The sequence below is a fragment of the Leifsonia sp. 2TAF2 genome, assembly GCF_052115085.1.
Taxonomy (GTDB): domain Bacteria; phylum Actinomycetota; class Actinomycetes; order Actinomycetales; family Microbacteriaceae; genus Leifsonia.
In genome coordinates this window covers 98704-125090 of record NZ_JBFRFY010000003.1, presented here as the reverse complement: position 1 = coordinate 125090, position 26387 = coordinate 98704, and the positions used below count along the sequence as shown (strand labels likewise).

The window sequence follows — 26387 nt, the reverse complement described above, 5'->3', positions numbered from 1 at the left end:
CGGACTCGTCGGACCCTATCGAACGCTCCGGGCGAGCCGTTGGCAAGAGGCCAGTCAGACGTCAGGCCGAGCGCCGCCCGCTGAGCACGCCGTCGATCCGCGCGAGCAGGTCGGCTGGGTCGTCGAACACGGACACCGCGCCGGCCTCCAGCAGCTCCGACGGCCCGACGCCACCCGAGAGCACCCCGGCGCTGCGCACGTGCGCCCGGGCGGCCGCCATCATGTCCCAGATCGAGTCCCCGATGAAGAGCGCGTCGGAGGGGGAGGCCTCCGCCCGCTGCAGCGCCACCTCGATGATGCCCGGCTCGGGCTTCGCCGTCGCCACGTCGTCCGCATTGGTGGTGGCGTGGATGGCATCGGCCGCATCCAGCGTGTCCATCAGCAGCTCGAGCTCATCAGCAGGCGCCGACGTCGCGAGCACGACCCTGATGTCACGGGATGCGAGTTCGCGCAACAGCTCGGCGGCGTGCGCGAACGCACGGAGCCGCCCCGACTGCTCGAGGTAGTACTGCTTGTGCAGGTCCTTCGCCCGCTCGACGGACTCCTCGTCGCGATCGCCGGCGAGCGACTCCAGCAGGCGGGCCGAGTCCTGGCCGATGCTGCGGTGGATGCGCCAGGTGTCGACCGCAGGCCCGGTTTCGGCGAAAGCGCGGCTCCACGCATCCACGTGGAGGAAGTTGGAGTCGACCAGGGTTCCGTCGACGTCGAAGAGCACTGCGGAGATCGTCATGGCTCCACGACTACCACCCCTTGCGCGCACGCGGCACGGGGTGCACCGTTCCCGGCATGGCTGATCACTCGTATCCGGAACTCACCGAACCCCGCACCGCCATCGTCACCGGCTCCGACTCCGGCATCGGCCGTGCGACCGCCGTCGCCCTGGCGCAGGCCGGGATGGATGTCGGCATCACCTGGCACTCCGACGAGGAGGGGGCGGAGGAGACCGCGCGTCTCGTCCGCGAGGCCGGGCGCCGCGCCGTCGTCACGCAACTCGACACCACCGATGCCCCCGCCTGCGGCGACGTCGTCGACCGGCTCGCCGACGAGCTCGGCGGCTGCGACGTCTTCGTCAACAACGCCGGCCTCAACGGCGGGACGCCGTTCTTCGAGACCGACTGGGAGACCTGGCGGAAGACCGTCTGCGGCGACCTCGACGGCGCCTTCGTGTGCATCCAGCGCATGGCCAAGCGGATGGTGGATGCGGGCCGCGGCGGCCGCATCATCGGCGTCACCAGCGTGCACGAGCACCAGCCGCGGGTCGGCTCGGCCGCGTATGACGCCGCGAAGCACGGCCTCGGCGGCCTGCTGAAGACGCTCGCACTGGAGCTCGGCGAGTACGGCATCACCGCGAACGCCGTCGCGCCCGGCGAGATCTCGACGCCCATGAACGACGCCGAGGACGAGGACCCGCGCGAGGTGCACCGTCCCGGTATCCCGCTGGGCCGCCCCGGTGACGCGCGCGAGATCGCCGCGGTCATCGCCTTCCTCGCGTCGCCCGCGGCGTCGTACGTGACCGGCGCCTCCTGGGCGGTCGACGGCGGGATGCTGCAGATGGGCCCGCAGGCAGGCTCCCACCTGATCTCCGACGACTGGCGCCGCCTGTAGCCAGCCCCTTTCTGCCTTGCGGCAACTGTCTATCCGTGCCGTGCAGGCACGGCGATGATGCCTTACGAGTAGCTGGTATCGCCGCTGTGTGTCCGCGTCGCCCGGGTTTGTTAGTGCCTGAGTCAGGTGAACCTCCCGTTCCGGGGTCGGCGGTGCCCGGGATGGGGTGTGATCACTATGGCGCGTTCGGCAGAAGCACCGGTGCGCCTGCCCCGTCGGTGGAGCACGACCATGGTCGCCGCCGCATGTGTCGCCGTGGGCGCGCTCGTCGCGACTCTTGTCCTCCCGGAGCACTACGCGAACGCGGCGACGACGGGGGTATCCACGATCTACAAGACGGCGACGAACACGAGAACGGGTTCGGTTGCGGCGTCATCGGATGCGCCGGGTGGGGCGAAGACGGGCACGGCTAGGCCGGGCGACAAGCTGAAGTGGGTGACGAACTACCAGAACAACACCACCGCCAACGCCTCGGTCAATCTGAAGGATGTGCTCACCACGGCCGGCACGTATGTTCCGGGGTCGTTGCAGTTGCCGCCGAACCAGAACGCGGCGGGCACGTTCTCGCCGGCGTACTCCACCAACGGAGGAACGAGTTGGGCGACGGGGACGCCCCCGTCGAATGCGAACGGGGTCGGCTTCACGGGCACTGTGGTCCCGCAGGGCACCCAGCAGTTGTCGGTGAATGTGCCGAGCCCGGTGTCGCAGACGTTGTCGAATGCGGGTGGTGATGGGTACAACGCGGTGGTCTCTGCTGATGGGTTGCGGGTGTATGCGGTGTTCCATCATCAGGCGATCTCGCCGGGTGCGGGTGGGCAGCCGATTTATTGCGCGGTGATCCTGACGGGGGCGGTGTGCCCGGGTTGGCCGGCGACGAATGTGTATGCGCAGGTGTCGGCGGGTGTCCCGATCAATTCGGGGGTGGATCCGTTGGTGCAGACCTCGTACCAGAACGGCACGTTCATTGCGAATAACAAACTGTTCTACGGGTATCAGCGCACGGTGGCACCGTACTCGGTGGGGATCGGTTGTATCGATCTGGGCACGCTGACCACGTGCGCACCGACGGAGTACCGCACGGCCACCGGCACCGGGTATGGCGGTTCGTTGGCTGGGACCGGGCTCCCGGCAACCAACGGCAAGTACTACTTCTTGGACCAGGCCGGGTTTTACGACTGCTTCGATGCTGCCGCGATCGCCTCCTGCGGTTCGGTCAACAGCGGATACCCGGCCGCCAGCAATGATGGGCGCAACCAGATCACCGGCACCTACGGCAACTATGTGTTCGGGGTGATCGATGCTGCGGGGAAGATCGCGCTGACCTGTTTCAACGCCGCCACGAGTCAATTGTGTGCCGGGTTTGTCTCTCCTGCCATTGGCGGGAGCCCGAGTTGGGGCCCGCACAGCATCCTGGTGCCCGTTTTGACCGGTACCTCCGTTTCGGGAGTGTGTTCGCTTCCCGCACCCGGTTATGCCGCTCAGTGTTTCAACTTGGTGGGCACCAGTATCGCCAACCCGTATCCGGTCAACTTCGGTGCCGCCTCCGCCGGGTTAGCCGGAGATGCCTACACGATCGGCACCAAGGTGTACCTTCCGTACGCCAACGACGGGGTCGGCTGCTTCGATTTCAGCAGCAACCTCCCCTGCGCAGGATTCACCAGGCCTTCGAACGTGAAGAACTACACCGTGCGTTCAGCATCGGCGTTCGCGCCGAACTGTCTGGTCGCGGATGGCGACGGCCACCAGATCGCATTCTTCAACGCCATCACCGGCGGAGGCTGCGTCGGTGTGTCCGGGCCGACGACAATGACCGTCACGCCGGTGACTTCGTACTGCGGGTCCGGATCGGCGGGGTTCACGGGGTGGGGTGCGTTGTCGATTCCAGGACTGGTCCCGGGCACCTACACCAACTCGACGGTGACGTTGCGTGATCAGAACAACAACGTCATCACCGGGTTCAACGGGGTAACGCTCGCCGCAGGCGGCACGCTGTCGCTGGCGGCGATCCCGACAACGGTGACCTCGATCACAGCGACGGTGGTCGTTAACGGGGTGAACGACCCCAGCGGTGTGACATCCGGTCAGGTGGCGATCACCTGGTCGGGATTGCCGCCGGAGATGTGTTTCCAGACCACGGCACCGCCGGTGGCCTGCGACGCGGTGGCACCGGTGACCTTGTCGAATACGGCCAACGCGGTCACTACGTCGGCCGCGGGCAGCGACGCGCCGGGCGGGAACACCACGGGTGTGACCCGATTCACGGTGTCGCCTGACGTCTCGAACACGTCCTCTCAGTGCGAGATCGGAGCGCAGAAGGTCGCGTCAGTGCAAACGGCGAGACCCGGGGACAAGGTCACGTACACGATCTTCGTCGGCAACGCAGGATCCCAGGCCTACAACAATGCTAAGTTCACCGATGATCTGAGCGATGTGCTGAAGGACGCCACGTACAACGGGGACGCGGCGACAGATTTCGGAACCGTGTCGTATTCCGCACCGACCCTGGCATGGTCGGGCGCATTGCCCGCCGCTCCAGCACCGGGAAACACAGCGACGATCACCTACTCGGTGACCATAAAGAGCCCCGACACCGGCGACCACTCCCTGGTGAACACCGTGGTGACCGACAACCCTGGCATCGGCATCTGTAATCCCGGTTCCGTCAGCCCCAACTGCACGGTGACCATCCCGGTCTCCGACCTCTCGCTGACGAAGTCGGCGAACAGCAGCGGCGTGCAGTCCCCGGCCCGTGTCGGTGACACCATCGGCTACACCTTCTCGGCGACGAACACGGGCGGCACCACCCTGACGGGCGTGGCGATCACGGACCCGCATCCCGGCTTGTCGGCGCTCACCTACACCTGGCCGGGTGTGCCGGGCACTCTGCTCGCGGGCCAGACCGTCACCGCCACCGCGACGTACACGCTGACCCAGGCAGACGTGAACAGCGGAGCTGTGCCCAACAGCGCGATCGTCGCCGGCAATCCGCCGACCGGGCCGCCGGTGACGAGCACGCCCGCGGACGCGAACGTGCCGCTCACGCAGGGCCCTAGCCTCGCGCTGACCAAGACGGCGAATGCGTCGGGAGTGTCGAACCCGGCGAAGGTCGGCGACGTCCTCGCATACACGTTCACGTCGACCAACACCGGCAACGTCACCATGACCGGGGTGACCGTGACCGACCTCCTCCCCGGCCTCTCTCCGCTGATCTACACGTGGCCCGGAACCCCGGGCACGCTCCTCCCCGGGCAGTCGGTGACCGCCACCGCCACCTACGACCTGACCGAGTCCGACCTGAGCGCCGGACACGTGGCCAATGCGGCGACCGCGACCGGACTGTCGCCGAGTGGCGATCCCCTGACCACCCCTCCCGCATCCGTCGACACGCCCCTCGCTCCCGAGTTGGCGCTGCCGACCGTCTCCGGCTGATCCCATCGTGAGAGGAAGGAGCAGGACGTTGACCGACAGCTCCGAACACCCCCGGCACGACCGGCGGCGGCGAGACCGGCGCCGCCTGGCGACCGTCGCGGCTCTCGGTGGCGTCGGTGTCCTGCTCGTCGGTCTGCTGGCGGGGATGACCACCGTGTGGATGCACTCGGGGCATGGCGCCGCCGCTCCCGACTCGCACGTGGCAGGGGACGCCGTCTCCGCGCAGGTCACCGAGTACAGGGCGCTGTCGCCGGATCAGATCGCCCGGCTCCCGCAGGCGAAGTACGACGCGGTCATCCCGGAGCTGCTGCCCTACGCGAGCACGGACGTCCCCGCGGCTTCGTCCTCGGCCTACACGATCTCCACGGACACGCCGATCTTCGATGACGCACACACCCCGGTCGCCCGGTTCGCCTTCACCGACTTCGCCGGGCGGCCGACCGTGATCGTGCCGGTTCGGCTCGACGGCCCGTGGGCCCTCGTCATGACGCCCGCCCGGCAGACGCTCCCGTCGCGGACCAGCGGGGCGGCACCGGCGCAGACGGCCGGGTGGGTTCGCACCGACGCACTCCACCGGACGACTGCGCTCGACCGCCGGGTGGTCATCTCGACCGGCCGGCAGACGGTGAGCATCGAAGACCTCGAAGGAGTGGTCGAGCGGTCCTTCGACGTCGGCGTCGGGGCGCCGGGCACCCCCACACCGACCGGCGTCACCGGGTATCTGCAGGAGCGCTACCTCGACGCCGCGCAGGGGGAGGCCACCTATCCGATCCAGCTCACCTCGCTGCACGCCGCCGCACAGGACGAGCCGTTCCAAGGCGAGGACGGAGGACTCATCGGGATGCACTACTTCCCGGCGCACAACGGCACTGTCTCGCACGGATGCGTGCGGCTGTCGGAGGATGCGGTCATGGCCATCGACGCCCTCCCGCTGGGGACGAGCGTCACGATCATCCCCTGAACCAACCGTTTCGTGAAGGAAAGGATCAGATCATGAGAAGCAGACGAAGCCTCGTCCTCCCGATCGCCGCCGCCATCCTCGCCCTGAGCGGGCTGGCGGGGTGCACCGCCTCGCCGAGCCCCGCGCCGTCGACCGGCGCAACGGCGGCGAAGCAGGCCGCCGAGGCAGGGGCAACCGCGGTGCCCACCATCCCGACCGGCACGGGCGTCATCTCGGCCACGAAGATGACCAGCTGCGACACCACCGGCAGCAACGTGACGGCCAAGGGAACGGTCACAATGCCGAAGGACCGGAAGGGCGATGTGGTGGTCTCGGTCAGCTGGGTCAACTCCAAGAACTCGTCGGTCTACGGACGCGGTGTGACGACCCTGAAGGGGCTGAGCGCGGGGGACAAGAAGGACTGGAGTGCCACGGCGACGCTTCCGGCCAACGCGCAATCGGTGTCCTGCGTGCTCGGGGCCGTCATCCCGAAGTAGTGTTCGCGTCTTCTTTTATCGGTTCGCGTCATGGCCAGCGCTCGATCAGCGTCTTACTGAATGAACCCGTGTCTGACCCGCGCACGTGAAGGGAGGCGAGATGACCGTGATGCCCCGCATTCCGTCGAAGAGGTCGAAGTCGCGCCGCACGTCCTTCGTCGCCCCGACGAGCCGCTCGAGTGTGGTCCCCGACGCTCTCTCCTGGCTCGATGAGGATCGCAGCCCCACTGCACCCAAGGGGCCCGCCGCGTGGACTGCCGCGAGTTCCACCCGGTCGGATCGCACCGTCATCGACGCAGGCCCGTACGGGGTGATCGATCTCGCCGTCATGGAGCCGGGCACGGACCACCGGTGGCGTGACCCGGAGCTTGGCGTCGTGTGGTGGGACAAACGCTCGTTCCGGGAAGAGGACGACGACTTCGGCACCATCCAGACGAGCTTCGTCCCCGCGCCGACCAGCGGCCACGTGTCGCTCGCGCCGATCGCGACCGCGGTGGCGAGTCCGGTGCTGAGCTCGGCCCGCGAATCCGCTCCCGAGGAACCCGCGGAGTCGTTCGCGGTCGCACCGCGTCACGCACGCAGCCATGCATCCCTCCGGCCGGAGCCGGTGGCCGCGCCCGCCCCGGAGACGGCCGATCCGGCCGTGGCGGCGCCGCCCGTCTCGGCGAGCCGTCCAGCGGCGCTCGAGGATGCGGGGCGGACCAGGCATGCGCGACGATCCCGTCATACTGCCTTGGTGCCCCCGGCCCGCGGCAGGCGACGTCGCACGACGGATGCCCGGCACCCGCGCCGGGCGATGCTCCGCCGGCGCCGCACCCGCCGCCGCGTCGTCCTCGGCGCGATCCTCGTCGTCATCGCCTTCGCGGCGACGATCCTGATCCAGAGTGCGCTCATCACGCCCTTCACCGTCCCGTCGGTCTCGATGCAGAACACCCTCCACACCGGCGACCGGATCCTCGTCAACAAGCTCGCCTACGGGTCGTCCCCGGTCCACCGGGGCGACGTCGTCGTCTTCCGCGATCCGGGCGGCTGGCTGAACGAGTCGCAGCCGGCGACCGCGGGCGGAACCGACGGCTACCTCGTCAAGCGCGTGATCGGCGTGCCCGGCGACCACGTCTCCTGTTGCAGCACCAACGGGCGCGTCACCGTCAACGGCACCGAGCTCCTCGAGCCGTACGCCGTGATCCCGCACGGTCAGCCGGCGGCCTCCTCGTTCGATGTCACCGTTCCGGCCGGAGCGCTGTGGGTGCTGGGAGACAACCGGTACAACTCGCGCGACTCCAGCCGCACCCAAGACCTCGGCACCAAGGGCTTCGTGCCTATCGCCGACGTCGTCGGCCAGGCCTCGCTCAAACTGTGGCCGCTGAACCGGCTCGCGCCGGTCGGGACGGCGCACGAGACCTTCGCCTCGGTCCGCGACCAGACATGTCCGATCTGAAGGCCCGCGCCAGCAGCCACGATGAGATCGACGGACTGGACGAGTCCGCGGTCGGAGTACCCGCGCCCAACACGGCCTCCGGCTTCACCACGGACTACTCACTTCCCACGGTGGTTCCCAAGCGCATCCACCCCCTCGCGGTGATGGCGCTGATCCTCGCGTTCCTGATCCCCATCGTCGCGATTCCGCAGGCGCACAAGATCATCCGCAAGCTGCAGCACGACGGAGGCCGTGGCCGCGGGGTCGCGCAGGCGGCCATCGTGATCGGCTATCTCAACATCCTGCTGTTCGCGCTGGTCGGGCTCAACGTCGCAGTCGCGGCCTTCCTTCACACTGCGACCTGAGAGGCACGCGGGTTCAGCGGGCCACGGAGGGCGAGGAGGCGTGCTCGATGAGAAGCGACTCGGCCGCTGAGCCGTCGGCAGGCGCCGAGTACACGGCGAAGTCGCCGGGCGCATCGCCAGAGGGCAGGCCGAAGAGCAGCGTCGAGTCGTCGAGCCACTCCGCCTGGTCGTCGACGTTCCCTTTCAGCGGGAGCACCGTCTCCGTCGGTGAGGCAAGCTCGGAGACGGCGAGAGTCCAGCGCGGTGTCTCTGCTGTCCCGAGGTTCTTCTTGTAGGCGATCTTTGTGCCGTCCGGAGAGAGCGAAGGGCACTCGACGCCCTCCTTCATCGCAACCAGGCTGCGGCCCCGCAGGTTCCCGCGCACCAGCCAATGCTTCCCGCCCGAGGATGCCGTCGCGTAGAAGGTGTTGCCGTCGTCGGCGAATGTCACGCCCCAGTAGTTCAGATCGACGGCGATGTACGGCTTGGCGTCGACGAACAGGGTGAAACCGTCCAGCGGACCGTCGTACGTGCCGCGCAGGTCGGTGATGACCGTCTGCGTCGAGAACGCCACGTTCGCGTAGGACTCGCCGTCGACGAAGGAGGTCCACGCCGCAATCTTCGAGTCGGGAGACAGGCGTGTGCGGCTCGGTGCGCCAGGCAGGGGCCAGGAGAGCAGCTGGGTGCCGTCGCCGTCGTAGACCGTCTCGTGGTAGCTCACCGGCTTCGTGGCGCTCCGGCTCATGCACGACAGCGCCGTGCGGCTGGCGGCGACCCGCTCACAGGCGAGCGGTGAGATCGCCCGGTCCGCCGTCGGCGAGCCCACCGGTACGGAGGCGACTCTGCCGGTTGCCGCGCCCGGCGTGGTGTCGCGGAACACGATCGGGGAGCCGGAGGACAGCTTCAGCGCGGAGAGCTCGACCCGGTGCACGGGAGCCCCCGTGGGCGCGGGCGGTGCGGTGGAGGCGGTCGGCGACGGATCGCCGACAGCGCACCCGCTGGTCCCGGCGACTACAGCGACAACCAGGCCGATCAGCGGCAGCCCGTGAGCGCGTCGACGTCTCCGCGCGCCGCGGCGCCCGCTCTCACTGCTGCGTCCGGGCGTCGCACTCATCGGTGGCCGCGTCAGCCGATGAGCGACACCGCACGCGCGATGACGAGCGCAAGCAGCGCGAAGCCGGCGAACGACTCCAGAGACATCAGCAGCTTGGCCCGATGGGTCAGCGGCATGGTGTCGGTGGGGCTGAACGCCATCGAGTTCGACAGGGAGAAGTAGAAGTAGTCGATGTAGTTGGGAACCCAGTCGGCCTGCTTGCTGGAGCCGCGCGCGACCTCGTCCACGGCGTCGTGGTCCTCGTCCTGCGGGAACCGGAAGTCGGCCAGCGCGAGCTTCGGCCGGGGAACCGTCGCGCGTGCGACCGGACCACCCCGGTCGAGAACCCAGAACACGAGCGCGAAGGCGATCACGTTGGTCAACCACACCTGCAGCGAGGCCAGCAGCAGTTCGTAGCCGTTGCCGTTCTTGTTGAGCAGCCGGATGATCGTCTCGGCGAAGGCGATCTGGTTCGCCACCAGGATGAAGATCGCCAGCGCTATCTCGGCCCGGCGCGACCACCGCGATTCCCGCGTGAGCCGATGCGGGTTGTAGAGCACGAGCGCGACGATCATCAGCAGGCAGACGCCCACGACGGCGTACCGTTCGATGGCGGGAACGACGCTCGGGAGGAAGGCGTAGGCCGCCAGCGCGACGACGGTGGCGATCACCGCGGGCCAGCGATGCTCCGGCGCTGCTGAGCGCTCGCGTCTCTCGGTCTGTGTCACACGGTGAACAGTACCGCTCAGTTGAAGATCGCCCACTCGGAGCGGTCGAGCCTGGCCCGATTGCCGTTGATGACGAGGTACCAGGATGCCTCGTCGCGATGGAGGTACTCGGCCAGGATGGTCGTGTACTTCCACTCGCCTGAGATCAGCGACCAGTGGATCAGGGAGATGAGCTGGCCCTGGCGCAGGTAGGGGACTGCGACGAAATCATCTTGACGATGGGGCTCCGGAAGAGTGTGGCGGGCCCCCGTCCGCTGCGTGCTCATGGTGCACTGTAACTCCGCCGCAGGCCCGCTGGATATACCCCCATTTCATCAATTGCTGAATACCCCAGGTGTCATTTTTCGTCGGCGGCGGATGTGGATGCGACGAGCTCCCGCACCGACCGGACCGGCGCGATGGCCTTGTTCGCGGCCGACTCGTAGGCGGCGAGGATGATGCCGAGCACCTCGATCCCCTCCTTCTGCGTGTGCAGTGGGCGGGTTCCGTCGAGGATGCTGCGCGCGAAGTGCGCGATCTCTTCGCCGAACTCGTGGATCGGTTCGAGTTCCAGCACCGTCGGCTCGGCGTCGCCGCGCAGGCGGTAGCTGAGCGCGGTCCCGTCGCTGGTCAGGCTGCCCAGCTCCCCGACGGCGGAGAACTTCTCGGTGCCGTCGGCCGGCTGGTAGGCCCAGCTGGTGACGAGGCTGCCGATGACCCCGTTGTCGAAGCGGACCAGCACCTGAGCTGAGTCCTCGCCCTCCATGAACGCCAGGCGGTGGGTCGCCAGCATCGCGGTGACCTCGAGCGGCGAGCCGCCGGCGAGGTGAAGCAGGAGGTAGGTCGGGTGGTAGCCGGTGTCGATCAGCTCGCCGCCGCCGCTCGTGGACGCGTGAGCACGCCATCCCATGTTCGACGGGTCGAAGTCGTTGAAGAAGCTGTCGGTCGTGCGGACCTCGTAGACGCGGCCGAGGACGCCGGAGTCGATCAGCTCCTTGGCCTTGGCGACCGCGGGGAGGAACAGCTGGTTGTGGGCGCACATCAGGGTGACGCCCGCCTCGGCGACCGCCGCATCCACCTCGGCCGCCTCTTCGGGCGTGAGGCAGAGCGGCTTCTCGCAGAGGATGTGCTTGCCGGCGCGGGCGGCGGCGACGATGGCGTCCTTGTGCAGGTGGTGCGGCAGGCAGATGTCGACGGCGTCGATGTCGGCCTCGGCGAGCATGGTGATGTAGTCGGCGTAGACCGCTGCGCCGGTGTCGCCGGCGCGGCGCTTGGCCGACTCCCGGACCGGGTCGGCGACGGCGGCGAAGGTCACGGTCTCCGGGTTGCGGAGGTAACCGGCGACGTGGGCGCCGGCGATGCCGCCGGCTCCGATGAGACCGATGCGGACGGTGCTGCTGGACATGGTGAAGCGCTCCTTAGGAGAAGTGGATGGTGTGCGCGTGCACGAAGAAGGGGTGGAGGGTGAGCTGGGCGTCAGGCGACGGGGACGGGCTCGCCGGTGAGGCTCACGGTCCGCCCGGTTGCGGCGGACTCGTTGGCGGCTACGACCATCCGGGTCAGTTCGACGGCGTGACGCAGGTTGTCGTCGGCGGTGGTGCCGTCGTGGATGTGCTGCACCCACTGCGCGAAGGCCCCGGGGCGCGGCTCGGGGAGGGGAAGCTCCTGCCAGTGGTCGCCGAACGCGCCGCCCTTGGCGAGCAGGCGCTCGCCGCCGAATCCGAACATCAACGACGCTTCGGTGCCGCGGAGCTCGACGGTGAAGGCCCCGGGGGTGGTGACGACGCTCGCCTCGAAGACGCCGAGGCGTCCCTCGGGGAACTCGGCGGTCACGACCGCGTTGTCCTCGACAGCACGGCCGGTGACGTGGCCGTAGCTCGCCGAGATGGCCAGCGGGTCGGCGCGGTGGAAGAGGCGCGTGAGGTACGCGGGGTGGCAGCCGAGGTCGGTGAGGGCTCCGCCGATCGCGGCCTCCGGGTCGCCGAACTGCTCGGGCAGCCAGCCGGCCACCCAGCCGTCGTGGGCGAGGCGCACCCGCGAGTAGGTCAGCTCGCCGAGCGTCCCCTCGTCGAGGACGCGCTCGATGGCGACGGTGTAGTCGTCCGACAGCCGCGGAAGCGACACGACGAGCGCGACGCCGGCTTCGCGGGCGAGGTCGACCAGCTCCTGCGATTCGGCGACCGTGGTGCCGAGGATCTTCTCGGTGAAGACGTGCTTGCCCGCGGCGATGGCGCGGCCGATCACATCCCGGTGCTGGACCGTCGCCGTCGTCACCGTGACGGCGTCGAGTGCGGGGCGCGCGAGCAGCTCGTCGAGGTCGGCGACGAACTCCACGCCGAACTCGTCCGCAGCCGCGCGGCCGCGCTGCTCGTCGTCGTCCCAGATGGCGACGAGGGTGGTGTCGGGGTGCTGCTGGACGTTGCGCACGTAGTCTCCTGCGTGGACGTGCCAGAAGCCGATCGCTGCAACAGCGAGTGGATGGGACATGCCTGTCGAGGCCTCCTTGACTGGGGTTCCAAGCGCGCGAACCACGAAAGCGTATCTTCTGCTCCGGAGCAGTCGATAGCCTTTCGGGCAAATTTATGGAATCGATCCCAGATCGGCCATGATCGAAGGGTGAGCACCGCAGCGACGATCAGCCTCGACGGCGACGACTGGACCATCCGGGAGGCGCTCGGCGACACGGCCGAGTGGTATCTGGGGGCTCCGCTCCCCGCGGCGGGCAACAATGTCGCGGAGGCGTCGGCCGCGATCGCGGCGGCGCCCGGCTGGTTGCCGGCGCGGGTCCCGGGCGCTGTGGTGGATGATCTCCACCGGGCGGGGGAGCTCCCCGATCCTCGGGTCGGCCGCGGTTCGCGCGCCGCGGAGTGGGTCGCGGAGCGCTCGTGGGTCTACCGGCGGGCGGTCGACCTGGACGCGTCCGCGACCCATGGCGTGGCCGTGCTCGAGTTCGACGGAGTGGACCCGGGCGCGGACGTCTACTGGGACGGCGAACTGCTCGGCTCCGTGAGCGGCCTGTATCACCGGCTGCGGGTGCCGCTGGATGCAGCCAAGCGCGCCGAGGGCAGGCACAAGCTGGCGCTGCGCGTGCATCCCGCGCCCGACTCGGAGCCGCAGGTGGGCCGCACGGAGCGGGTGCGCATCCACGCGCCGCGGCTCGGGTACGGCTGGGACTTCTCGCCGCGGCTGCGGCACCAGGGCGTGTGGAAGAGCGCGCGCATCCGCACCGGACGCGCGCTCCTTGCCGACGTCGTGGTCCGCTCGCGTGTCGAGGACGCGGTCGGGATGGTCGACGTCGCGTGGGATGCGCCCGTCACGGCGGATGACGTGGCGGCTCTCGTGGTGACCGTTTCCGCGTCGATCGACGGTCGCGTCATGGCTGAGCTCACCGTCGACGCGGTGGAGGGGGCGGCGAGTTTCCGCATCCCGGACCCGCAGCTGTGGTGGCCCAACACGTTCGGTCGGCACCCGCTCTACACGGTGACGGTCGCGCTCGCCGACGGCTCGGGCGAGACTGACCGCACCGCGCGCCAGGTCGGTTTCCGCACCGCCGAACTCGCACCCAACCCCGGTGCTCCCGCCGACGCCCTCGACTACACGGCCATCGTGAACGGTGCGACGGTTCCGCTCCTCGGCTGGAACTGGACGCCGGCCGACACCCTGTTCGGCTCGATCGATCCGCGCACGGTGGAGCATCTGCTCGGCCTGGCGGCGGCGTCCGGCGCGCGGCTGATCCGCGTCTGGGGCGGCGGACTGATCGAGACCGAGCACTTCTACGACACGTGCGACCGGCTGGGCCTGCTGGTCTGGCAGGAGTTCTCGCAGTCGAGCTCCGGCATGCAGAGCGCACCGAGCACGGACCCCGAATTCGTCGCCCTGATGCGCGCGGAGGCGGAGGCGCTGGTGCCGACGCGGGCGCACCATCCCTCGCTGCTCCTGTGGGGCGGCGGCAACGAACTCGACGAGGGAGGCGTCCCGCTCAGCGACGACCGGTCGCCCGTGCTCGCCGCGCTCTCGGACACGGTCGCCCGCCTCGACGCGGGTCGCGGCTGGCTGCCCACCTCGCCCACCGGGCCCGAGTTCCACAACCGGCTCGACCGCATCCAGGCGAATCCGGAGGGACAGCACGACGTCCACGGCCCGTGGGAGCACCAGGGCCTGGTCGGTCAGTACACGCTCGCGAACGCGGGCACCAACCTCGCGCACACGGAGTTCGGCGTCGAGGGGATGACGAACCTGCGCTCGCTGGAGGCGCTCGTCCCCGAGGGCGACCGGTGGCCCGCCGACCGCACCAACTCGGTGTACCGGCACCTGGGCGAATGGTGGAACAACGCCGACCAGGTGGTGGAGCTGTTCGGCGGCCGCCCGGACACGCTGGAGTCGCTGAACCGCGCATCCCACCTGTTGCAGGCGACCGGGCTGCAGTATGCGGTCGAGGCTGACAGGCGGCGGTCCCCGCGCTGCTCGATGGTGCTGCCGTGGCAGCTCAACGAGAGCTACCCGAACGCCTGGTGCACGGCGGCGGTCGACTTCCGCGGCGATCCGAAGCCGGCGTTCTTCGCGGTGTCGCGCGCCTTCGAGCGGCGGCGGGCGACGCTGCGGGTCACCCGCGCGGTGTGGGCGGGCGAGCGGACTGCATCGGTCGAGGCGTGGCTCTGGGCGGAGGATGCGGTGCCCGCCGGCTCGGCCCTGACGCTTCGCGCGCTCGGGCTCGACGGCGTTGCGGTGGCCTCCCGCGAGGTGGTCGCGCCCGCGGTGGGTGAGCCCGTGGCGGTGGCGACCCTGGACGTGCCGGTCGAGTCGCTGCCGGACGTCTTCCTGTGGGAGGCGGAGTGGCGGGACGCGGACGGGATGCTGCTGGACCGCGAGCGGATGCTCGCGACGACCGGTCCGGACTTCGGCGCCCTGTTCGACGTCCCGGAGGCCGAACTCGACGTGACCCGCGAGGCCGACGGGATCGTCCGTGTCCGCAATGCCGGCCCGGTTGCCGCGCTCACCGTGCGGCTGGTGGACCCACGGCCGGCGGGCGAGCACGGCATCCTGAACGTCGCCGGCGACCCGCGCCCGCTACTGCCCGGCGAAGAGCGTGCGCTGGCCGCGACTGCTGACTTGCCGGTGCGTCTCGAAGTGTGGAACGGTGAGCCGACCGAGGTGAGGTGACGGGATGCGACGGATTGCGGATCCAGGCGGCGCACCGCGCATGTTCACGCCGTGTTCAGACACAGGTGGTGTGATAGCCCCGTGAAGACGCGAATCGCGGAATACCCGCGGCCGGACCACTTCCTCCTCCACATCAGCGACACGCATCTGCTGGCGGGAGGCGAACGTCTCTACGGCACCGTCGACAGCGAGCAGCACCTCGCCGCTCTCCTCCGCGAAGTGGAGGCGTCGGGCGGCCGTCCCGAGGCGATCGTCTTCACCGGCGACCTGGCCGACCGCGGGCAGCCCGACGCGTACGCGCGGCTGCGCGCCCTCGTCGACCCGGCGGCCGAGCGGATGGGCGCCCGCGTCATCTGGGTGATGGGCAACCACGACGACCGCGCGTCGTTCCGCCAGGGCCTGAGGGATGAGCTGGGCGAGACCTCGCCGATCGACGACGTCTTCTGGACCGGGGGGTTGCGGATCATCGTGCTCGACTCGACGGTTCCGGGGCACCACTACGGAGACGTGAGCGAGTCGCAGCTCGACTGGCTCGCCGCCGAGCTCGCGACGGCGGCGCCGGAGGGCACGATCCTCGCGATGCACCACCCGCCGGTCCCAAGCGTGCTCGACCTGGCGGTGTCGGTGGAGCTGCGCGACCAGTCGCAACTCCGGGAGGTGCTCGAGGGCAGCGACGTGCGCAGCATCCTCGCCGGGCACCTGCACTACTCGTCGACGGCGACGTTCGCCGGCATCCCCGTGTCGGTCGCCTCGGCGAGCTGCTACACGCAGGACCTCACCGTGCCGGTCGGAGGGACGCGCGGCCGCGACGGCGCCCGCGCCTTCAACCTGGTGCACGTCTACCCGAACACGGTGCTGCACTCTGTCGTGCCGCTCGGCGCCTACCCGGCCCTCGACTACGTGGATGCGGCGGAGTCGGCCCGCCGCCTCGCCGCGGACGGCATCCGCATCCCGCCGGCCGCCCGCCGGGAGACCCCGACCGAGCCCATCCACGTCCTCACCTGAGCCCCCACCGTCCCACCGTCGAGTACGCGATGATTGCACGCCCGACCGGCGTGTCGCGTGCAGTCTTTGCGGACTCGACGGTGGGGACGGAGTGGCGAGGGTCAGCGCTCCCAGGGGGCGGGGAACGGGAAGTAGCGCTCCAGGAAGTCGGTCACGATGCGCGTGCGCTCCTCCGCGCCGATCTCAGGCTTCGAGCCGTCATTGAGGCAGAACATGTCCTGGTCGCGCCTCTTCAGCAGCCGGCGCATCATGTCCGGCGCCTGCCGCAGCGTCGTCTCGACGTAGAGCACCTTCGCCTGCGTCTGTGTCACGGCCCGCCCGGCCATCAGCGCGTAGTAGTGGTACAGCGAGTTGGTGACGGAGATGTCGGTCGCCGAGCGGAACGGGCTGGCGGCCGTGCGCCGGAAGTCCTCGGGGAACTCCCGTTCCATCTCCCGCAGCACGCTGATGCGCAGGGGCGCGGCGCAGTGCTCCAGGTGGCGGGTGGTGACGGCGCCGAACCGCTCCCAGAGCAGCCGGCGGTTGACCCGCGCCGCGTTCTCGAAGCCGCTGCGCGCCGGATCGGTCTCGCCGAGCCCGATCCGTGTCCCCGCCTCCACGAACTTCGTCACGCCGCCGGGCGAGAAGAAGATGTCCGGCGAGAGCGGACGGCCGAAGAACATGTCGTCGTTGGAGTACAGGAAGTGCTCCGAGAGGCCCGGGATGTGATGCAGCTGGCTCTCGACGGCGTGCGAGTTGTGCGTCGGCAGGGTCGACGTGTCGGCGAAGAAGTCCTCGCTGCGCATGATGTGGATGCGCGGATGCTCGGGATCCAGCCACGGCGGCACGGGCGAGTCGGTCGCGATGTAGATGTTGCGGATCCACGGGGCGAACATGTGGACGCTGCGGAGCGCGTACTTCAGCTCATCGATCTGCCGGAACCGGGCCTCGTTGTCGTCGCCCTCGCCGACGACGTACGCCGCCATCCGGGCGGCGCGCTGTCGCTGGTATTCGGCGCTGGAACCGTCGACCCAGGAGAACACGATGTCGATGTCGAACGCGACGTCGCTGGCCAGCGGGTCGAACATGTGCTGCAGGGTGCGCCAGCGGCGTCCGTAGAGCTCGACCTCGGCTTCGACCGCCTCGTTGCGGGGGAGGCGCGGCCGCATGAGCGCGTTCTCGCGCGGCGCGGTGATCTCGTCGTCGCCGAACTTCCAGAACTCCAGCTGGAAGGCCGTCTCGGAGCCGTAGCGGAGTCGCCCGATGGGCTCCAGGCGCGGGCGGTACAGGCGCAGGATGTCGGCCTTGCGGCGGGAGAGCCGTCCTTCGGCGATGAGGAGGGCGTCGCCGTACGGCCGGCCCTGCGTGTCGATGCTGCGTGCGTAGAACGGCTCTTCGGCGAAGGCGGCCGCGAGCACCTCGGAGACCTCTTTGCGCCTGCGGCGGTCGAGCGCCACGATCAGGCGGTTGTCGTCGTCGCGGACGAGCAGGTACTCGAGCCCTGCGTCGTCGAGGGCGTCGCGCACCGCGAGGAGGTCTTCGATCATCGACTCGCGCGGGGTGAACGGCCCGGACACGAGCGTGTACATGCCTTTGCGCAGGACGACGTCTTCCCGGGACAAGCGGGGCGTGCCGATGCCGGTGTCGCTCGTGACGACGACGGGCTCGGGCTGGTCGGAGAGGGATGCGGGAGGAAGCTCAGCCATACAGTGCTTACTCTAGGCTCCTCCCGCGGCAGCGTCCGCCTCAGCCGAGAAGCTCCCGGACGGTGGCGAGGAGCAGCGATCGTGCCTCGGCGGTGACGAGCCAGGGGGCGAACCCGTCCGCCGCCAGGAAGAACGTCGCGCGCGCGGCCGGCGCGACCGTGCCGTCGGGGAGCCGGGCGCCCGCGGGCGTCAGTCCGATGACCGCACGCCCCGACTCGGGATCGCGCGCGACGACGTCCGCCGCCTCCGGCGGGTCCGAGACCGTCACCTTCGACCGGCCGCGGTACACGACGACCTCCCCGTCGAGTCCGGCTGCAGCCGGATGGTCGGCGTCGGAGATCTGGATGCGGTCCACCGACAGCGGCACGGCCGCCGCAGACGCGAGCCCCAGCGGGACGAGGTGCCCCCAGGCGAGCAGCGGCACCGCTCGGGATGCGACGGTGCGGGCGGCCTCCTCCGAGGCCTTGCGCGTGACGATGATGAGGTCGGCGGCCGGGTCGTCGCCGAGCTGGGCGCGCATCCCGGAGGCGGCCAGGAACTCCACGAGCTCGCGGTCGCCGGGTGCCGGATTCGTGCCGCTGATGACGGCGACGAGTGCGCCATCGCCGCGGCTCACATGGTGCGACACCCCGAGGCGTTCGAGGGCGGCGTCGATCAGGGCGAGCACGGCGCCGCGGGCGACGTCGGCGTACTCGGCCTCCAGGGCGCGGCCTGCGGCGAGGAGGGCCGCAGCGTCGGTGTCCGTGTGCTCCGTCTCAGTGCCAGCCGTTGCCCCGCGAAGCACCCGGCAGGCGAGCACGCCCGCGGTGCCGGCGGCCCGCGCGGCGGCGATCCACGGCCCAAGCTGTTCCGCGAGCTCGGCGGGCACCCCCGGCCCCGCCTCCGTGTCGGCGAGCCGGCCGAGCAGCGCCTCGGCCTCGTCGAAGCGTCCAGCCGTGACCGCCGCATCCAGCCGCAGCCATCGCGGCGCCCCGGGGGGCCACGCGCTGCAGGCGTCCACGAGGGCGCGGAGACCGTCGTCATCGCCAGCCAACGCCCGATAAGCGCGTTCGGCTGCGGCGGTCGCGTCGTATGCCGCAGGGTCGGCGGCCCACTCGGCCACCGTCTGCAGTGCGAAGCGGGAGGGAGCCGCCTCGACCATCGGGTTCGCGACGATCCCGACGAGGCCCGGCACGACCGAGCGGCCGGTCAGCGGACCGAGGAAGAGCCGGGACCGGTCGAAGTCGTTGACCGGGAAGTTGTCCCAGAGAACGAGCTCGCGACCGTAACTCTTCACCGCCTGAACGATGTCGTCGGCCGACACCTCGCCGACCACGATGTCCGCGCCGGTCCACATCACCCGGGCGTCGGGCGGGAGCGTCTCGGCCAGCCCGACGCGGTACGGCGTCCGCTCGACGCCGGCGTAATCGGTGGGGCAGAGCAGGATGGGCTCCTCGATGCCCGCTGGCCGGAGGAACGCGCGCTCGAACCGGGCCGCCGCATCCCCGTGCGCCCGCCCGAGGGCTTCGGGCTCGTCCATCGGGACGTCGTCGAACAGCAGCGCGAACGACCGGATGCCCGCGTCGAGCAGCTGACGACACTTCGCCGCGAGCGCCTCGTGCTCCGCGTCGTCCTCGAACCGCATCGAGAGTCCCGGCGAGATCGCATAGACGAAGGTGACACCGCGTTCGGAGGCCGCCTGGTTCAGCACCGCGAGATCGTGCAGGCGGGGTTCGGGATAGGGCTCCCGCCACTCGTCCCGATGCCACGGGTCGTCCTTCGGTGCGTACAGGTAGTGGTTGAGGCCGATGGCCCCGCCGCGCTCGAACCAGGCCAGCCGGTCGGCGTGCGACCACGGCTCGCCGTAGAAGCCCTCGACGACGCCGCGCCAGGCGAGCCCGCTCATCGGCCGCCTCCGTGCCACGACGACCAGAGTTCGGCGTACGCGCCGCCCGCGGCGACCAGCTCCTCGTGGCTGCCGAGCTCATCCACGTACCCGTCGCGGACCACAGCAATGCGGTCGGCATCGTGCGCGGTGTGGAGGCGGTGGGCGATCGCAACGACGGTCCGGCCCTCCAGCACCCGGTTCATCGCACGCTCCAGGTCGCGCGCGGCCGTCGGGTCGAGCAGCGACGTGGCCTCGTCGAGGATGAGCGTGTGCGGATCGAGGAGCACCAGGCGCGCGAGGGCCAGCTGCTGGGCCTGGGCCGGGGTGAGGACGACGCCGCCCGAGCCGACGACCGTGTCGAGGCCCTTCGGCATGGCGGCCACCCAGCGCAGCGCATCCACCACCCGGAGGGCACGGGCGAGCTCGTCGCGTCCGGCCCCGGGCTTCGCGAGCGAGAGGTTCTCGGCGATGCTTCCGACGAAGACGTGGTGCTCCTGGGTGACCAGGGCGACGTGGCTGCGGAGGTCGTCGAGGGGCAGGTCGACCAGGCGGACGCCGCCGACCGTGATGCGGCCGCCCGACGGCTCCGTGATGCCGGCCATCAGCCGGGCGAGCGTCGACTTGCCCGAGCCGGAGGGTCCTACGATCGCGAGCCGTTCACCGACGGCCAGATCGAGCGTCACCCCGTGCAGCACTTCGGTGCCTTCGCGGTACGAGAAGCGCACGTCTTCGGCGAGCACGTGCTCGCCGGCCGGCTGCTCGCCGGTCGCGTGGCGGTCCTCGGGCACGTCCGCGACGCCGATGATCCGCGAGAGGGCGGTGGTGCCCACCTGGATCTCGTCGAGCCAGCTGATCAGCTCGTCGACCGGCGCCACCAGCTGCATGGCGTACAGCGCGACGGCGGTGACCGCGCCGATGGATGCGGCGCCCGAGCCTACGAGGAAGGCGCCCCACACGAGGACGACGATCACCGGCAGGAGGAATGCGATGTCGGTGCTCGGGAAGAACCAGGAGCGCAGCCACAGCGTGTACCACTCCGATTCGCGACGCTCCCGCAGCGCGGCGTCGATCTTGGCGCGCTGCGCCGGAGCGAGGCTGAGCGCTTCGATGGTGCGCACGCCATCCACCGTCTCGCTGATCGTGCCGCCGAGGGTGGCGTACGACGCGAGCTGCCGCTGATAGCCGGGCCCGGAGCGTTTCAGGTACCAGCGTGCGGCGACGACGAGGATGGGCACGCCGGCGAACATGGCGACGGCCACCGCCGGGTTCACCAGGAACGCGGCGACCACCGTCAGCACGGCGGTCACACTCGCGACGAGGATGCGCGGCACGCCGAAGCGGACCGTCTGCGCCACCGACTGGATGTCGTTGGTGGTGCGTGCGAGCAGGTCGCCCGTGCCGGCCGCCTCGACCGTCGACAGCGGGAGGCGGGCGACGGTCGCGAGGAACTCCTCGCGCAGCTGGGCGAAGACGCCCTCGCCCAACACCATCGACTGCCGCTGCGCGAAGCGGATCAGCACCGCCTGAGCGATGATGGCGCCGAGCAGGATGAGCGCGACCATGTCGATACCGCTCGTGGCCAGCGTGTGGCCGGTGACCCCATCGATGACCACGCCGATCAGCGCCGGGCCGGCGAGTCCGGCGACCGCGGCGAGGGTGTGCAGCGCCAGGACGACGGAGAGCCCCCCGCGGTGCTGGCGGATGAGCCGGGCTCCCGTCGCCCGGACGGTCTTCGTGCTAGCGATCGGCAGCAGCATCGCCGGAACCCTTCTTCGTGCGCTTGGCCTTCGCGGCCTTCGTCTTCTTGGACTTGTTGTCCTTCTTGCTCGCGGAGGCCGCCGCCGGCCGCTGGGCGGAGACGGGATGCGTCGCCGTCCACAGAGCGTCGATGGAGCCGGTCCAGGTGGCGTCCAGGTCCTCGCCCTCCGCCGGCTCGGCCGCGGAAATGGTGCGCGAGACGGTCGCCCGGTACAGGTCGCCGAGGTCGTCCTCCTGACGCAGCAGCGCCTGGTGCGTGCCGGTTCCGACGACGCGCCCCTTCCGGACGACCGCGATGGTGTCCATCCGGTCGAGGAGCAACGGGCTCGCGGTGACGACGACGGTGGTCCGGCCGTCGCGCGCCTCGCGCAGCCGCTCGGCGATCTGCGACTCAGTGTGCGCATCCACGGCGCTCGTCGGCTCGATCAGTACGAGGACCTCGGCGTCGGTGAGCAGGGCGCGGGCGAGGCTCAGCCGCTGCCGCTGGCCGCCGGAGAACGTGCGGCCGCGCTCGGCGACGCTCTCGTGCACACCCTCCGGCAGGGCTTCGACGGTCTCGGTGGCCGCGGCTGCGTCGAGCGCGGCCGAGACGCGACGGAGTCGGCCCGTGGATGTATCCGTGTACTCCGTATCGCGAACCGGCAGGGTGTCCAGCCCGTCCAGGAGGCGACCACCGAAGAGGTGCGGGTTCGCGTCGTTGACGACGATGCGCTCGCGCACCTCCCGCACCGGCACACGGGTGTGGTCGACGCCGCCCCACAGCACGGGCGCCTCCCTGTGGACCGCGTCGTCGAAGCGGCCGATGCGGGACGCGATGGCGGCGGCTTCGTCTGGGTCCGCATCCACGATCGCGGTGAAGCGCCCGGGCTGGATGACGACGCCCGACGCGACGTCCTCGATGGCGGAACCCCAGGCGGGCGCGTCCGCCGGCTCGGCGGTATCACGGGCGGCCGGCCTGGTGCGCAGCACCGAGAGCACCCGGCGAGCCGAGACGACGCCGGCGGTGAAGGTCTGGGCCGCCTCGACGGCGGTGCGCAGGGGGAGGACGAGGAAAGTGGCGTACCCGTAGAACGCCGTCAGCTGGCCCGGCGTGATGGCGCCGTCGACCGCGAGGTGGGCGCCGAACCAGACGATGAACACGAGGAAGACGCCGGGCAGGAGTACCTGGAGCCCGTCGAGCCAGCTCTGCGTCTTGGCGACCCCCACGCCCGCCGAACGCACGCGCTGCGACTGCCGCGCGTACCGGTCCACGAACTCCTGCTCGCCGCCGATGCCGCGCAGCACGCGGAGCCCGACCACGGTGTCCGCGCCGAGGGTGGTGAGCCCTCCGGCCTCCTCGCGCCAGGCGGCCTGCCGTGCGCGGAGCGGCCGGAGCAGGAGGGCGAGGAGCAGGGCGACGGCCGGAACCCCGATGACGACGGCGAGGCCGAGCGGCACCGAGGCGTTCAGCATGATGATCGACACGACGGCGAATGCGACCACGCCGCCGGCGAGGCGGGCGGTCACCTCGAACAGTGCGCCGAGCCGCAGGGAGTCGGTGCTCACGGTCGCGACGATCTCGCCGGACGAGGTGGTGGCGGTGATGGCAGGACCGGTCTCGGCGGAGTGGTAGCCGATCAGCCGCGCGACGCCGAGCGACGACCGCAGCCAGTTGGAGACGGCCATTCGGTGCCGCAGCATCCCCGTTACCGCCTGCACGATGGCGACGCCCAGCAGAGCGGCGCACCACACCCACAGCCGGGCCGGGTCGCCGGAGACGCCCTCGTCGACAGCACGGCCGAGAAGGTACGGCCAGACGGCCTGGCACAGCATCCACACGACGCCGAACAGCACGCCGGCCGTCAGCGTCGCCGGCTGCCGGGCCGCCTGCCACAGCAGGAACCGCGGAACGGACGAGAGGTGCTTCTCGGAGGGCCGGGCGGACGGGATGTGCGAGCCGCGCGGCGTGCGGGACGACGGCGGTCGCGAGGCGGACGGACGGGCAGCGCGGACGCTGGACACGAGGTGCTCCTGAGGGGGATCGAGCGGGAGTGGGAAGGAAGGTGGCGCGAGTGCGGTGCGGCGTGTGTAGCGGGGGTGGCGCTCAGCGGCCCGGCGGGGTCAGCTCGGCGATCGCGGCCGCGTCGAGGGCGACGGCCGGGGCCTGCTTCAGGAGGAGGGTGAGCCGGGCCGCCGTCTCGAGCTCCTCGACCAGATCGATCGCCGCGTCGAGGGTCGGTGCGGCCACGACCGGCCCATGGTTCCCCAGCAGCAGCACGGGATGCCCGGGCGCCGCGGCCGCGACGCCTGCGGCCAGCTCGGAACTGCCGGGCCGGGCGTACGGGACCAGCGGCACATCGCCGAGCCGCATCACCCGGTAGGGCGTGAGGGGTGGCAACCGCGCATAGCCGTTGTCGTCGGGCGGCAGGCAGGCGATCGCCGTGGCGTACGGCGAATGGAGGTGGACAACGGCGGTGGCCTCGGGATGCGCGGCATACATGGCCGCGTGCAGCGGGAGCTCCTTGGTGGGTCGTGGCGCATCCTGCCTATCGGAGGGGGTGGCCGCGAGCTCGGCCTCGGTGACCGAGCGCAATGACGACCCCGTTGGGGTCGCGATGATGCGGGCGCCGACGCGGACGCTCACGTTGCCGGAGCTCCCCGGCGAGAGGCCTGCGGCCGAGAAGTGCCGGCACGCGCGAACCACGGCGGCACGCGCTTCGGCTTCGCGGGCTCGCGCGTCGTCATCGAGGCGGGTCATGGCGCGACCTCCCAGGCGTCGGTGAAGAGGCCGGCAGCGCCGAAATTGCCTGATTTCAGGAGGACGGCGATGGTGCGGCGTTCGTCTGCTGCAACACTCGTCGCCACGGCCCACGGAACGCCGGGAGCCGCCTGCGTTCCGATCTGCAGGCGAGTGATGCCCAGCCGAGTCGTCACGGCGCCCGACGTCTCGCCGCCGGCGACCAGCAGGTGGCTGAAGCCGAGCTCGTGGACGGCGAAGGCGGCGAGCTCGGAGAGGGCGCTCTCCAGGAGCGCAGCCGCCCGCTCCGCGCCGAGTTCCCGCTGGGCAGTCGCCACGTCGGGCGAGGCGTGGATGAGGACGGGCGCGAGCCGGTCGTCTCGCGCGGCCAGTGCATCCCGAAGGCGCAGAACGGCGCGGGGGTCGCGATCCAGATCGCGGGGGTCGAGGACGTGGCGCTCGCCACCGAAAGCCGCGATCTGTCGGCGCGTGGCGGCGGACGCGCTGCCCGCGAGGATGAGGCGGCCGGTGACGGGCACTCGGGGGAGCGCAGCAGCGGCGTGCGCGGTCGCGGATCCCACCGCGATCCGCGCCAGCGCGGTGCCGACGCCCGCACCGCCGCCGGCGACGACAGGCCGCTCTCCGGCCACGCGGAGGATGGCGTCGGCGACGAGGTCCAGGTCGTCCTCGGTGAGCGCATCCACGAGGGTGTGCCCGTCGGCGACCTGGGCGGCGATCGTCGCCGCGCCACGCCTGACGTCCTCCCATCGCACAAGGCCGACGGGCGCCGTGGTCTGCGGTGTCAGGAGCCGGACGACGTTCGAGTCGCGCATCGGCGTCAGCGGGTGATCGCGCATCGGCGACTCGGCGAGGGGGATGCCGTCGGCGAACAGCACGCCCTGGTACTGCGTGCGGCGGGCTCCCGGAGTCGCGGGGGTGCCGATTGTCACGGCGCCGCCTCGGCCAGCCGCGTTCGCCGCCTCGGTCGCCAGTGCATCGGCGATCGGGCCGATGTTGCCGGTCGGGGTCGAATCGAAGGTGGAGCAGTACTTCTGGTACAGCAGGGTCGCTCCGGCGGAGAGGAGGGAGCGTGCGGCTTCGGTCGAGGCAGCGACCGCCGCATCCACCGGCGCAGTGCGGACCTTGAGCGCGACGACCGCGCATCCTGAGCCGTCGGACGGGAAGAGCGGGAGGTCGTCAGCCGCGGGCGTCCCGAGCAGCACGCTCGCCGGGAGCCCCGCCTCGGCGACCCGGCCGGCGAGGTCGCAGGCTCCGGTGACGTCGTCGGCGACAGCGCCGAGCCGCATCACGAGACGCCGACCCCCGTCTCGTCGATGACGGCGGGGGCACGGGAGGGCGCGACGGCGCGTCGCGACGCAGCCCGCTGCGCGTGTTCGCCCGCGACGACGACCGTCGCGCCGGCATCGCGAAGAGCCTGCAGGTCGTCGGGGTCGGCGCCCGCATCGGTGAGGATCACATCCACGAGGTCGAGGCCGCCGACCCGGATGGGCGCACGCGCGCCGAGCTTGGAATGGTCGACCAGCAGCACCGTGGTGCGGGCGGCGCGGGTCAGCTCCTGCTTCAGCTCGGCGTCGAGTGCGTTGGCGCAGAGGATGCCGGAGGTGTCGACGGCGGTCGCCGAGAGCACGGCGACGTCGACCGAGTAGTCGGCGATGGTTCGCCGGGCTGTCGCGCCCGCGAAGCTGCGCGTCTCGTTCTGGTAGACGCCGCCGATCGCGACCAGCTCGACGTCGTCGCGTTCGATGGCGGCCTGGATGACGGGCGCCGAGTGGCTGACGATGGTGGTGCCCGCGCGCAGCATCCCGGTGAGGGGTGCGACCGTCGTGCCCGCGTCGAGGGCGACCGTGACCGCGCCGTCGAGCAGGTCGAGGCAGGCTTCGGCGATGGCGCGCTTCTCGCCACTGCCGGTGACGGCGCGCTCGTCGAAGGGGAGGCCGTGGCCCAGGTTCGGGAGGCTCGCGCCGCCGACCACCCGCCTCGCGAAGCCGTCCGCCTCGAGCTGGCGGAGGTCGCGGCGAATCGTCATCTCCGAGACGCCGAGCTCTTCCGCGACGCGCGACGACGACACGTAGCCCTCCGCGGAGAGCCGGCGGAGCAGCTCTTCGCGACGGGCGGGGGCATCGGTGTAGCGCACGCGTCCATC

General features: G+C 70.7%; 21 protein-coding genes. 8 read left to right on the top strand and 13 right to left on the bottom strand.

What is annotated here, in order from left to right; translation table 11 throughout:
* Positions 1-61: 61 nt before the first annotated feature.
* Positions 62-730 (bottom strand): HAD family hydrolase, encoded by a 669-nt coding sequence (locus AB4Z18_RS18045; protein ID WP_441784147.1) that lies wholly within the window; start codon positions 728-730, stop codon positions 62-64.
* A gap of 56 nt (positions 731-786) precedes the next feature.
* Between AB4Z18_RS18045 and AB4Z18_RS18040 the strand changes: the two genes are divergently transcribed.
* From AB4Z18_RS18040 to AB4Z18_RS18015, 6 genes are all read left to right on the top strand, one after another.
* Positions 787-1605: an SDR family oxidoreductase gene (locus AB4Z18_RS18040; RefSeq protein WP_441784146.1), complete on the top strand. Its 819-nt coding sequence runs from the start codon at positions 787-789 to the stop codon at positions 1603-1605.
* Positions 1606-1806: 201 nt separating this feature from the next.
* Positions 1807-5034: a DUF7507 domain-containing protein gene (locus AB4Z18_RS18035; RefSeq protein WP_441784145.1), complete on the top strand. Its 3228-nt coding sequence runs from the start codon at positions 1807-1809 to the stop codon at positions 5032-5034.
* Positions 5035-5062: 28 nt separating this feature from the next.
* Positions 5063-5995 (top strand): L,D-transpeptidase, encoded by a 933-nt coding sequence (locus tag AB4Z18_RS18030; RefSeq protein ID WP_441784144.1) that lies wholly within the window; start codon positions 5063-5065, stop codon positions 5993-5995.
* Positions 5996-6027: 32 nt separating this feature from the next.
* The gene (locus AB4Z18_RS18025; protein ID WP_441784143.1) at positions 6028-6471 is read left to right on the top strand and encodes a hypothetical protein; all 444 of its coding nucleotides are present in this window, start codon (positions 6028-6030) and stop codon (positions 6469-6471) included.
* A 100-nt stretch (positions 6472-6571) separates the two neighbouring features.
* Positions 6572-7909, top strand: a complete 1338-nt coding sequence (gene lepB / locus AB4Z18_RS18020; RefSeq protein WP_441784142.1) for a signal peptidase I — start codon at positions 6572-6574, stop codon at positions 7907-7909.
* A complete protein-coding gene (locus AB4Z18_RS18015; RefSeq protein ID WP_441784141.1) occupies positions 7897-8253 on the top strand; it encodes a DUF4190 domain-containing protein in 357 nt (118 codons plus the stop codon). Before lepB ends, AB4Z18_RS18015 begins: the two co-directional genes overlap by 13 nt.
* 13 nt (positions 8254-8266) lie before the next feature.
* Here the strand turns inward: AB4Z18_RS18015 and AB4Z18_RS18010 are convergent, their stop codons facing one another.
* The 5 genes from AB4Z18_RS18010 to AB4Z18_RS17990 form a co-directional block, all read right to left on the bottom strand.
* A complete protein-coding gene (locus AB4Z18_RS18010) occupies positions 8267-9346 on the bottom strand; it encodes a TolB family protein (RefSeq protein WP_441784140.1) in 1080 nt (359 codons plus the stop codon).
* Between the two features lie 11 nt (positions 9347-9357).
* Positions 9358-10053 carry a hypothetical protein gene (locus tag AB4Z18_RS18005; protein ID WP_441784139.1) on the bottom strand — a complete coding sequence of 232 codons (696 nt, stop codon included), beginning with the start codon at positions 10051-10053 and terminating at the stop codon, positions 9358-9360.
* Positions 10054-10070: 17 nt separating this feature from the next.
* Positions 10071-10319: a hypothetical protein gene (locus tag AB4Z18_RS18000; RefSeq protein WP_441784138.1), complete on the bottom strand. Its 249-nt coding sequence runs from the start codon at positions 10317-10319 to the stop codon at positions 10071-10073.
* A gap of 71 nt (positions 10320-10390) precedes the next feature.
* Complete coding sequence (locus AB4Z18_RS17995; RefSeq protein WP_441784137.1) at positions 10391-11437, bottom strand: Gfo/Idh/MocA family protein; 1047 nt, start codon at positions 11435-11437, stop codon at positions 10391-10393.
* Positions 11438-11508: 71 nt separating this feature from the next.
* Positions 11509-12519 (bottom strand): Gfo/Idh/MocA family protein, encoded by a 1011-nt coding sequence (locus AB4Z18_RS17990; RefSeq protein ID WP_441784136.1) that lies wholly within the window; start codon positions 12517-12519, stop codon positions 11509-11511.
* A 129-nt stretch (positions 12520-12648) separates the two neighbouring features.
* On the opposite strand from AB4Z18_RS17990, the gene AB4Z18_RS17985 reads away from it, so the two are divergent.
* Positions 12649-15192 carry a glycosyl hydrolase 2 galactose-binding domain-containing protein gene (locus tag AB4Z18_RS17985; protein ID WP_441784135.1) on the top strand — a complete coding sequence of 848 codons (2544 nt, stop codon included), beginning with the start codon at positions 12649-12651 and terminating at the stop codon, positions 15190-15192.
* A gap of 81 nt (positions 15193-15273) precedes the next feature.
* Positions 15274-16197, top strand: a complete 924-nt coding sequence (locus AB4Z18_RS17980) for a phosphodiesterase (RefSeq protein ID WP_441784134.1) — start codon at positions 15274-15276, stop codon at positions 16195-16197.
* A 101-nt stretch (positions 16198-16298) separates the two neighbouring features.
* Here the strand turns inward: AB4Z18_RS17980 and AB4Z18_RS17975 are convergent, their stop codons facing one another.
* From AB4Z18_RS17975 to AB4Z18_RS17945, 7 genes are all read right to left on the bottom strand, one after another.
* Positions 16299-17882 carry a stealth family protein gene (locus AB4Z18_RS17975; protein ID WP_441784133.1) on the bottom strand — a complete coding sequence of 528 codons (1584 nt, stop codon included), beginning with the start codon at positions 17880-17882 and terminating at the stop codon, positions 16299-16301.
* Positions 17883-17922: 40 nt separating this feature from the next.
* Complete coding sequence (locus tag AB4Z18_RS17970; RefSeq protein ID WP_441784132.1) at positions 17923-19767, bottom strand: protein O-GlcNAcase; 1845 nt, start codon at positions 19765-19767, stop codon at positions 17923-17925.
* A complete protein-coding gene (locus AB4Z18_RS17965; protein WP_441784131.1) occupies positions 19764-21506 on the bottom strand; it encodes an ABC transporter ATP-binding protein in 1743 nt (580 codons plus the stop codon). The genes AB4Z18_RS17970 and AB4Z18_RS17965 overlap by 4 nt, the downstream gene beginning before the upstream one ends.
* Positions 21487-23508, bottom strand: a complete 2022-nt coding sequence (locus AB4Z18_RS17960; RefSeq protein ID WP_441784130.1) for an ABC transporter transmembrane domain-containing protein — start codon at positions 23506-23508, stop codon at positions 21487-21489. Before AB4Z18_RS17960 ends, AB4Z18_RS17965 begins: the two co-directional genes overlap by 20 nt.
* 82 nt (positions 23509-23590) lie before the next feature.
* Entirely contained in the window at positions 23591-24244 is a 654-nt protein-coding gene (locus AB4Z18_RS17955; RefSeq protein ID WP_441784129.1) for a class II aldolase/adducin family protein, read from the bottom strand.
* Positions 24241-25530 (bottom strand): 3-oxo-tetronate kinase, encoded by a 1290-nt coding sequence (gene otnK, locus AB4Z18_RS17950; protein ID WP_441784128.1) that lies wholly within the window; start codon positions 25528-25530, stop codon positions 24241-24243. Before otnK ends, AB4Z18_RS17955 begins: the two co-directional genes overlap by 4 nt.
* Positions 25530-26378 carry a DeoR/GlpR family DNA-binding transcription regulator gene (locus tag AB4Z18_RS17945; RefSeq protein WP_441784127.1) on the bottom strand — a complete coding sequence of 283 codons (849 nt, stop codon included), beginning with the start codon at positions 26376-26378 and terminating at the stop codon, positions 25530-25532. The genes otnK and AB4Z18_RS17945 overlap by 1 nt, the downstream gene beginning before the upstream one ends.
* Positions 26379-26387 lie beyond the last annotated feature (9 nt).

What these genes read in the sequence shown, in the direction of transcription:
- AB4Z18_RS18045 (WP_441784147.1), bottom strand. Translation starts at nt 730, where the DNA reads ATGACGATCTCCGCAGTGCTCTTCGACGTCGACGGAACCCTGGTCGAC.
- AB4Z18_RS18040 (WP_441784146.1), top strand. Translation starts at nt 787, where the DNA reads ATGGCTGATCACTCGTATCCGGAACTCACCGAACCCCGCACCGCCATC.
- AB4Z18_RS18025 (WP_441784143.1), top strand. Translation starts at nt 6,028, where the DNA reads ATGAGAAGCAGACGAAGCCTCGTCCTCCCGATCGCCGCCGCCATCCTC.
- lepB (WP_441784142.1), top strand. Translation starts at nt 6,572, where the DNA reads ATGACCGTGATGCCCCGCATTCCGTCGAAGAGGTCGAAGTCGCGCCGC.
- AB4Z18_RS18015 (WP_441784141.1), top strand. Translation starts at nt 7,897, where the DNA reads ATGTCCGATCTGAAGGCCCGCGCCAGCAGCCACGATGAGATCGACGGA.
- AB4Z18_RS18010 (WP_441784140.1), bottom strand. Translation starts at nt 9,346, where the DNA reads ATGAGTGCGACGCCCGGACGCAGCAGTGAGAGCGGGCGCCGCGGCGCG.
- AB4Z18_RS18000 (WP_441784138.1), bottom strand. Translation starts at nt 10,319, where the DNA reads ATGAGCACGCAGCGGACGGGGGCCCGCCACACTCTTCCGGAGCCCCAT.
- AB4Z18_RS17995 (WP_441784137.1), bottom strand. Translation starts at nt 11,437, where the DNA reads ATGTCCAGCAGCACCGTCCGCATCGGTCTCATCGGAGCCGGCGGCATC.
- AB4Z18_RS17990 (WP_441784136.1), bottom strand. Translation starts at nt 12,519, where the DNA reads ATGTCCCATCCACTCGCTGTTGCAGCGATCGGCTTCTGGCACGTCCAC.
- AB4Z18_RS17975 (WP_441784133.1), bottom strand. Translation starts at nt 17,882, where the DNA reads ATGGCTGAGCTTCCTCCCGCATCCCTCTCCGACCAGCCCGAGCCCGTC.
- AB4Z18_RS17970 (WP_441784132.1), bottom strand. Translation starts at nt 19,767, where the DNA reads ATGAGCGGGCTCGCCTGGCGCGGCGTCGTCGAGGGCTTCTACGGCGAG.
- AB4Z18_RS17965 (WP_441784131.1), bottom strand. Translation starts at nt 21,506, where the DNA reads ATGCTGCTGCCGATCGCTAGCACGAAGACCGTCCGGGCGACGGGAGCC.
- AB4Z18_RS17955 (WP_441784129.1), bottom strand. Translation starts at nt 24,244, where the DNA reads ATGACCCGCCTCGATGACGACGCGCGAGCCCGCGAAGCCGAAGCGCGT.
- otnK (WP_441784128.1), bottom strand. Translation starts at nt 25,530, where the DNA reads ATGCGGCTCGGCGCTGTCGCCGACGACGTCACCGGAGCCTGCGACCTC.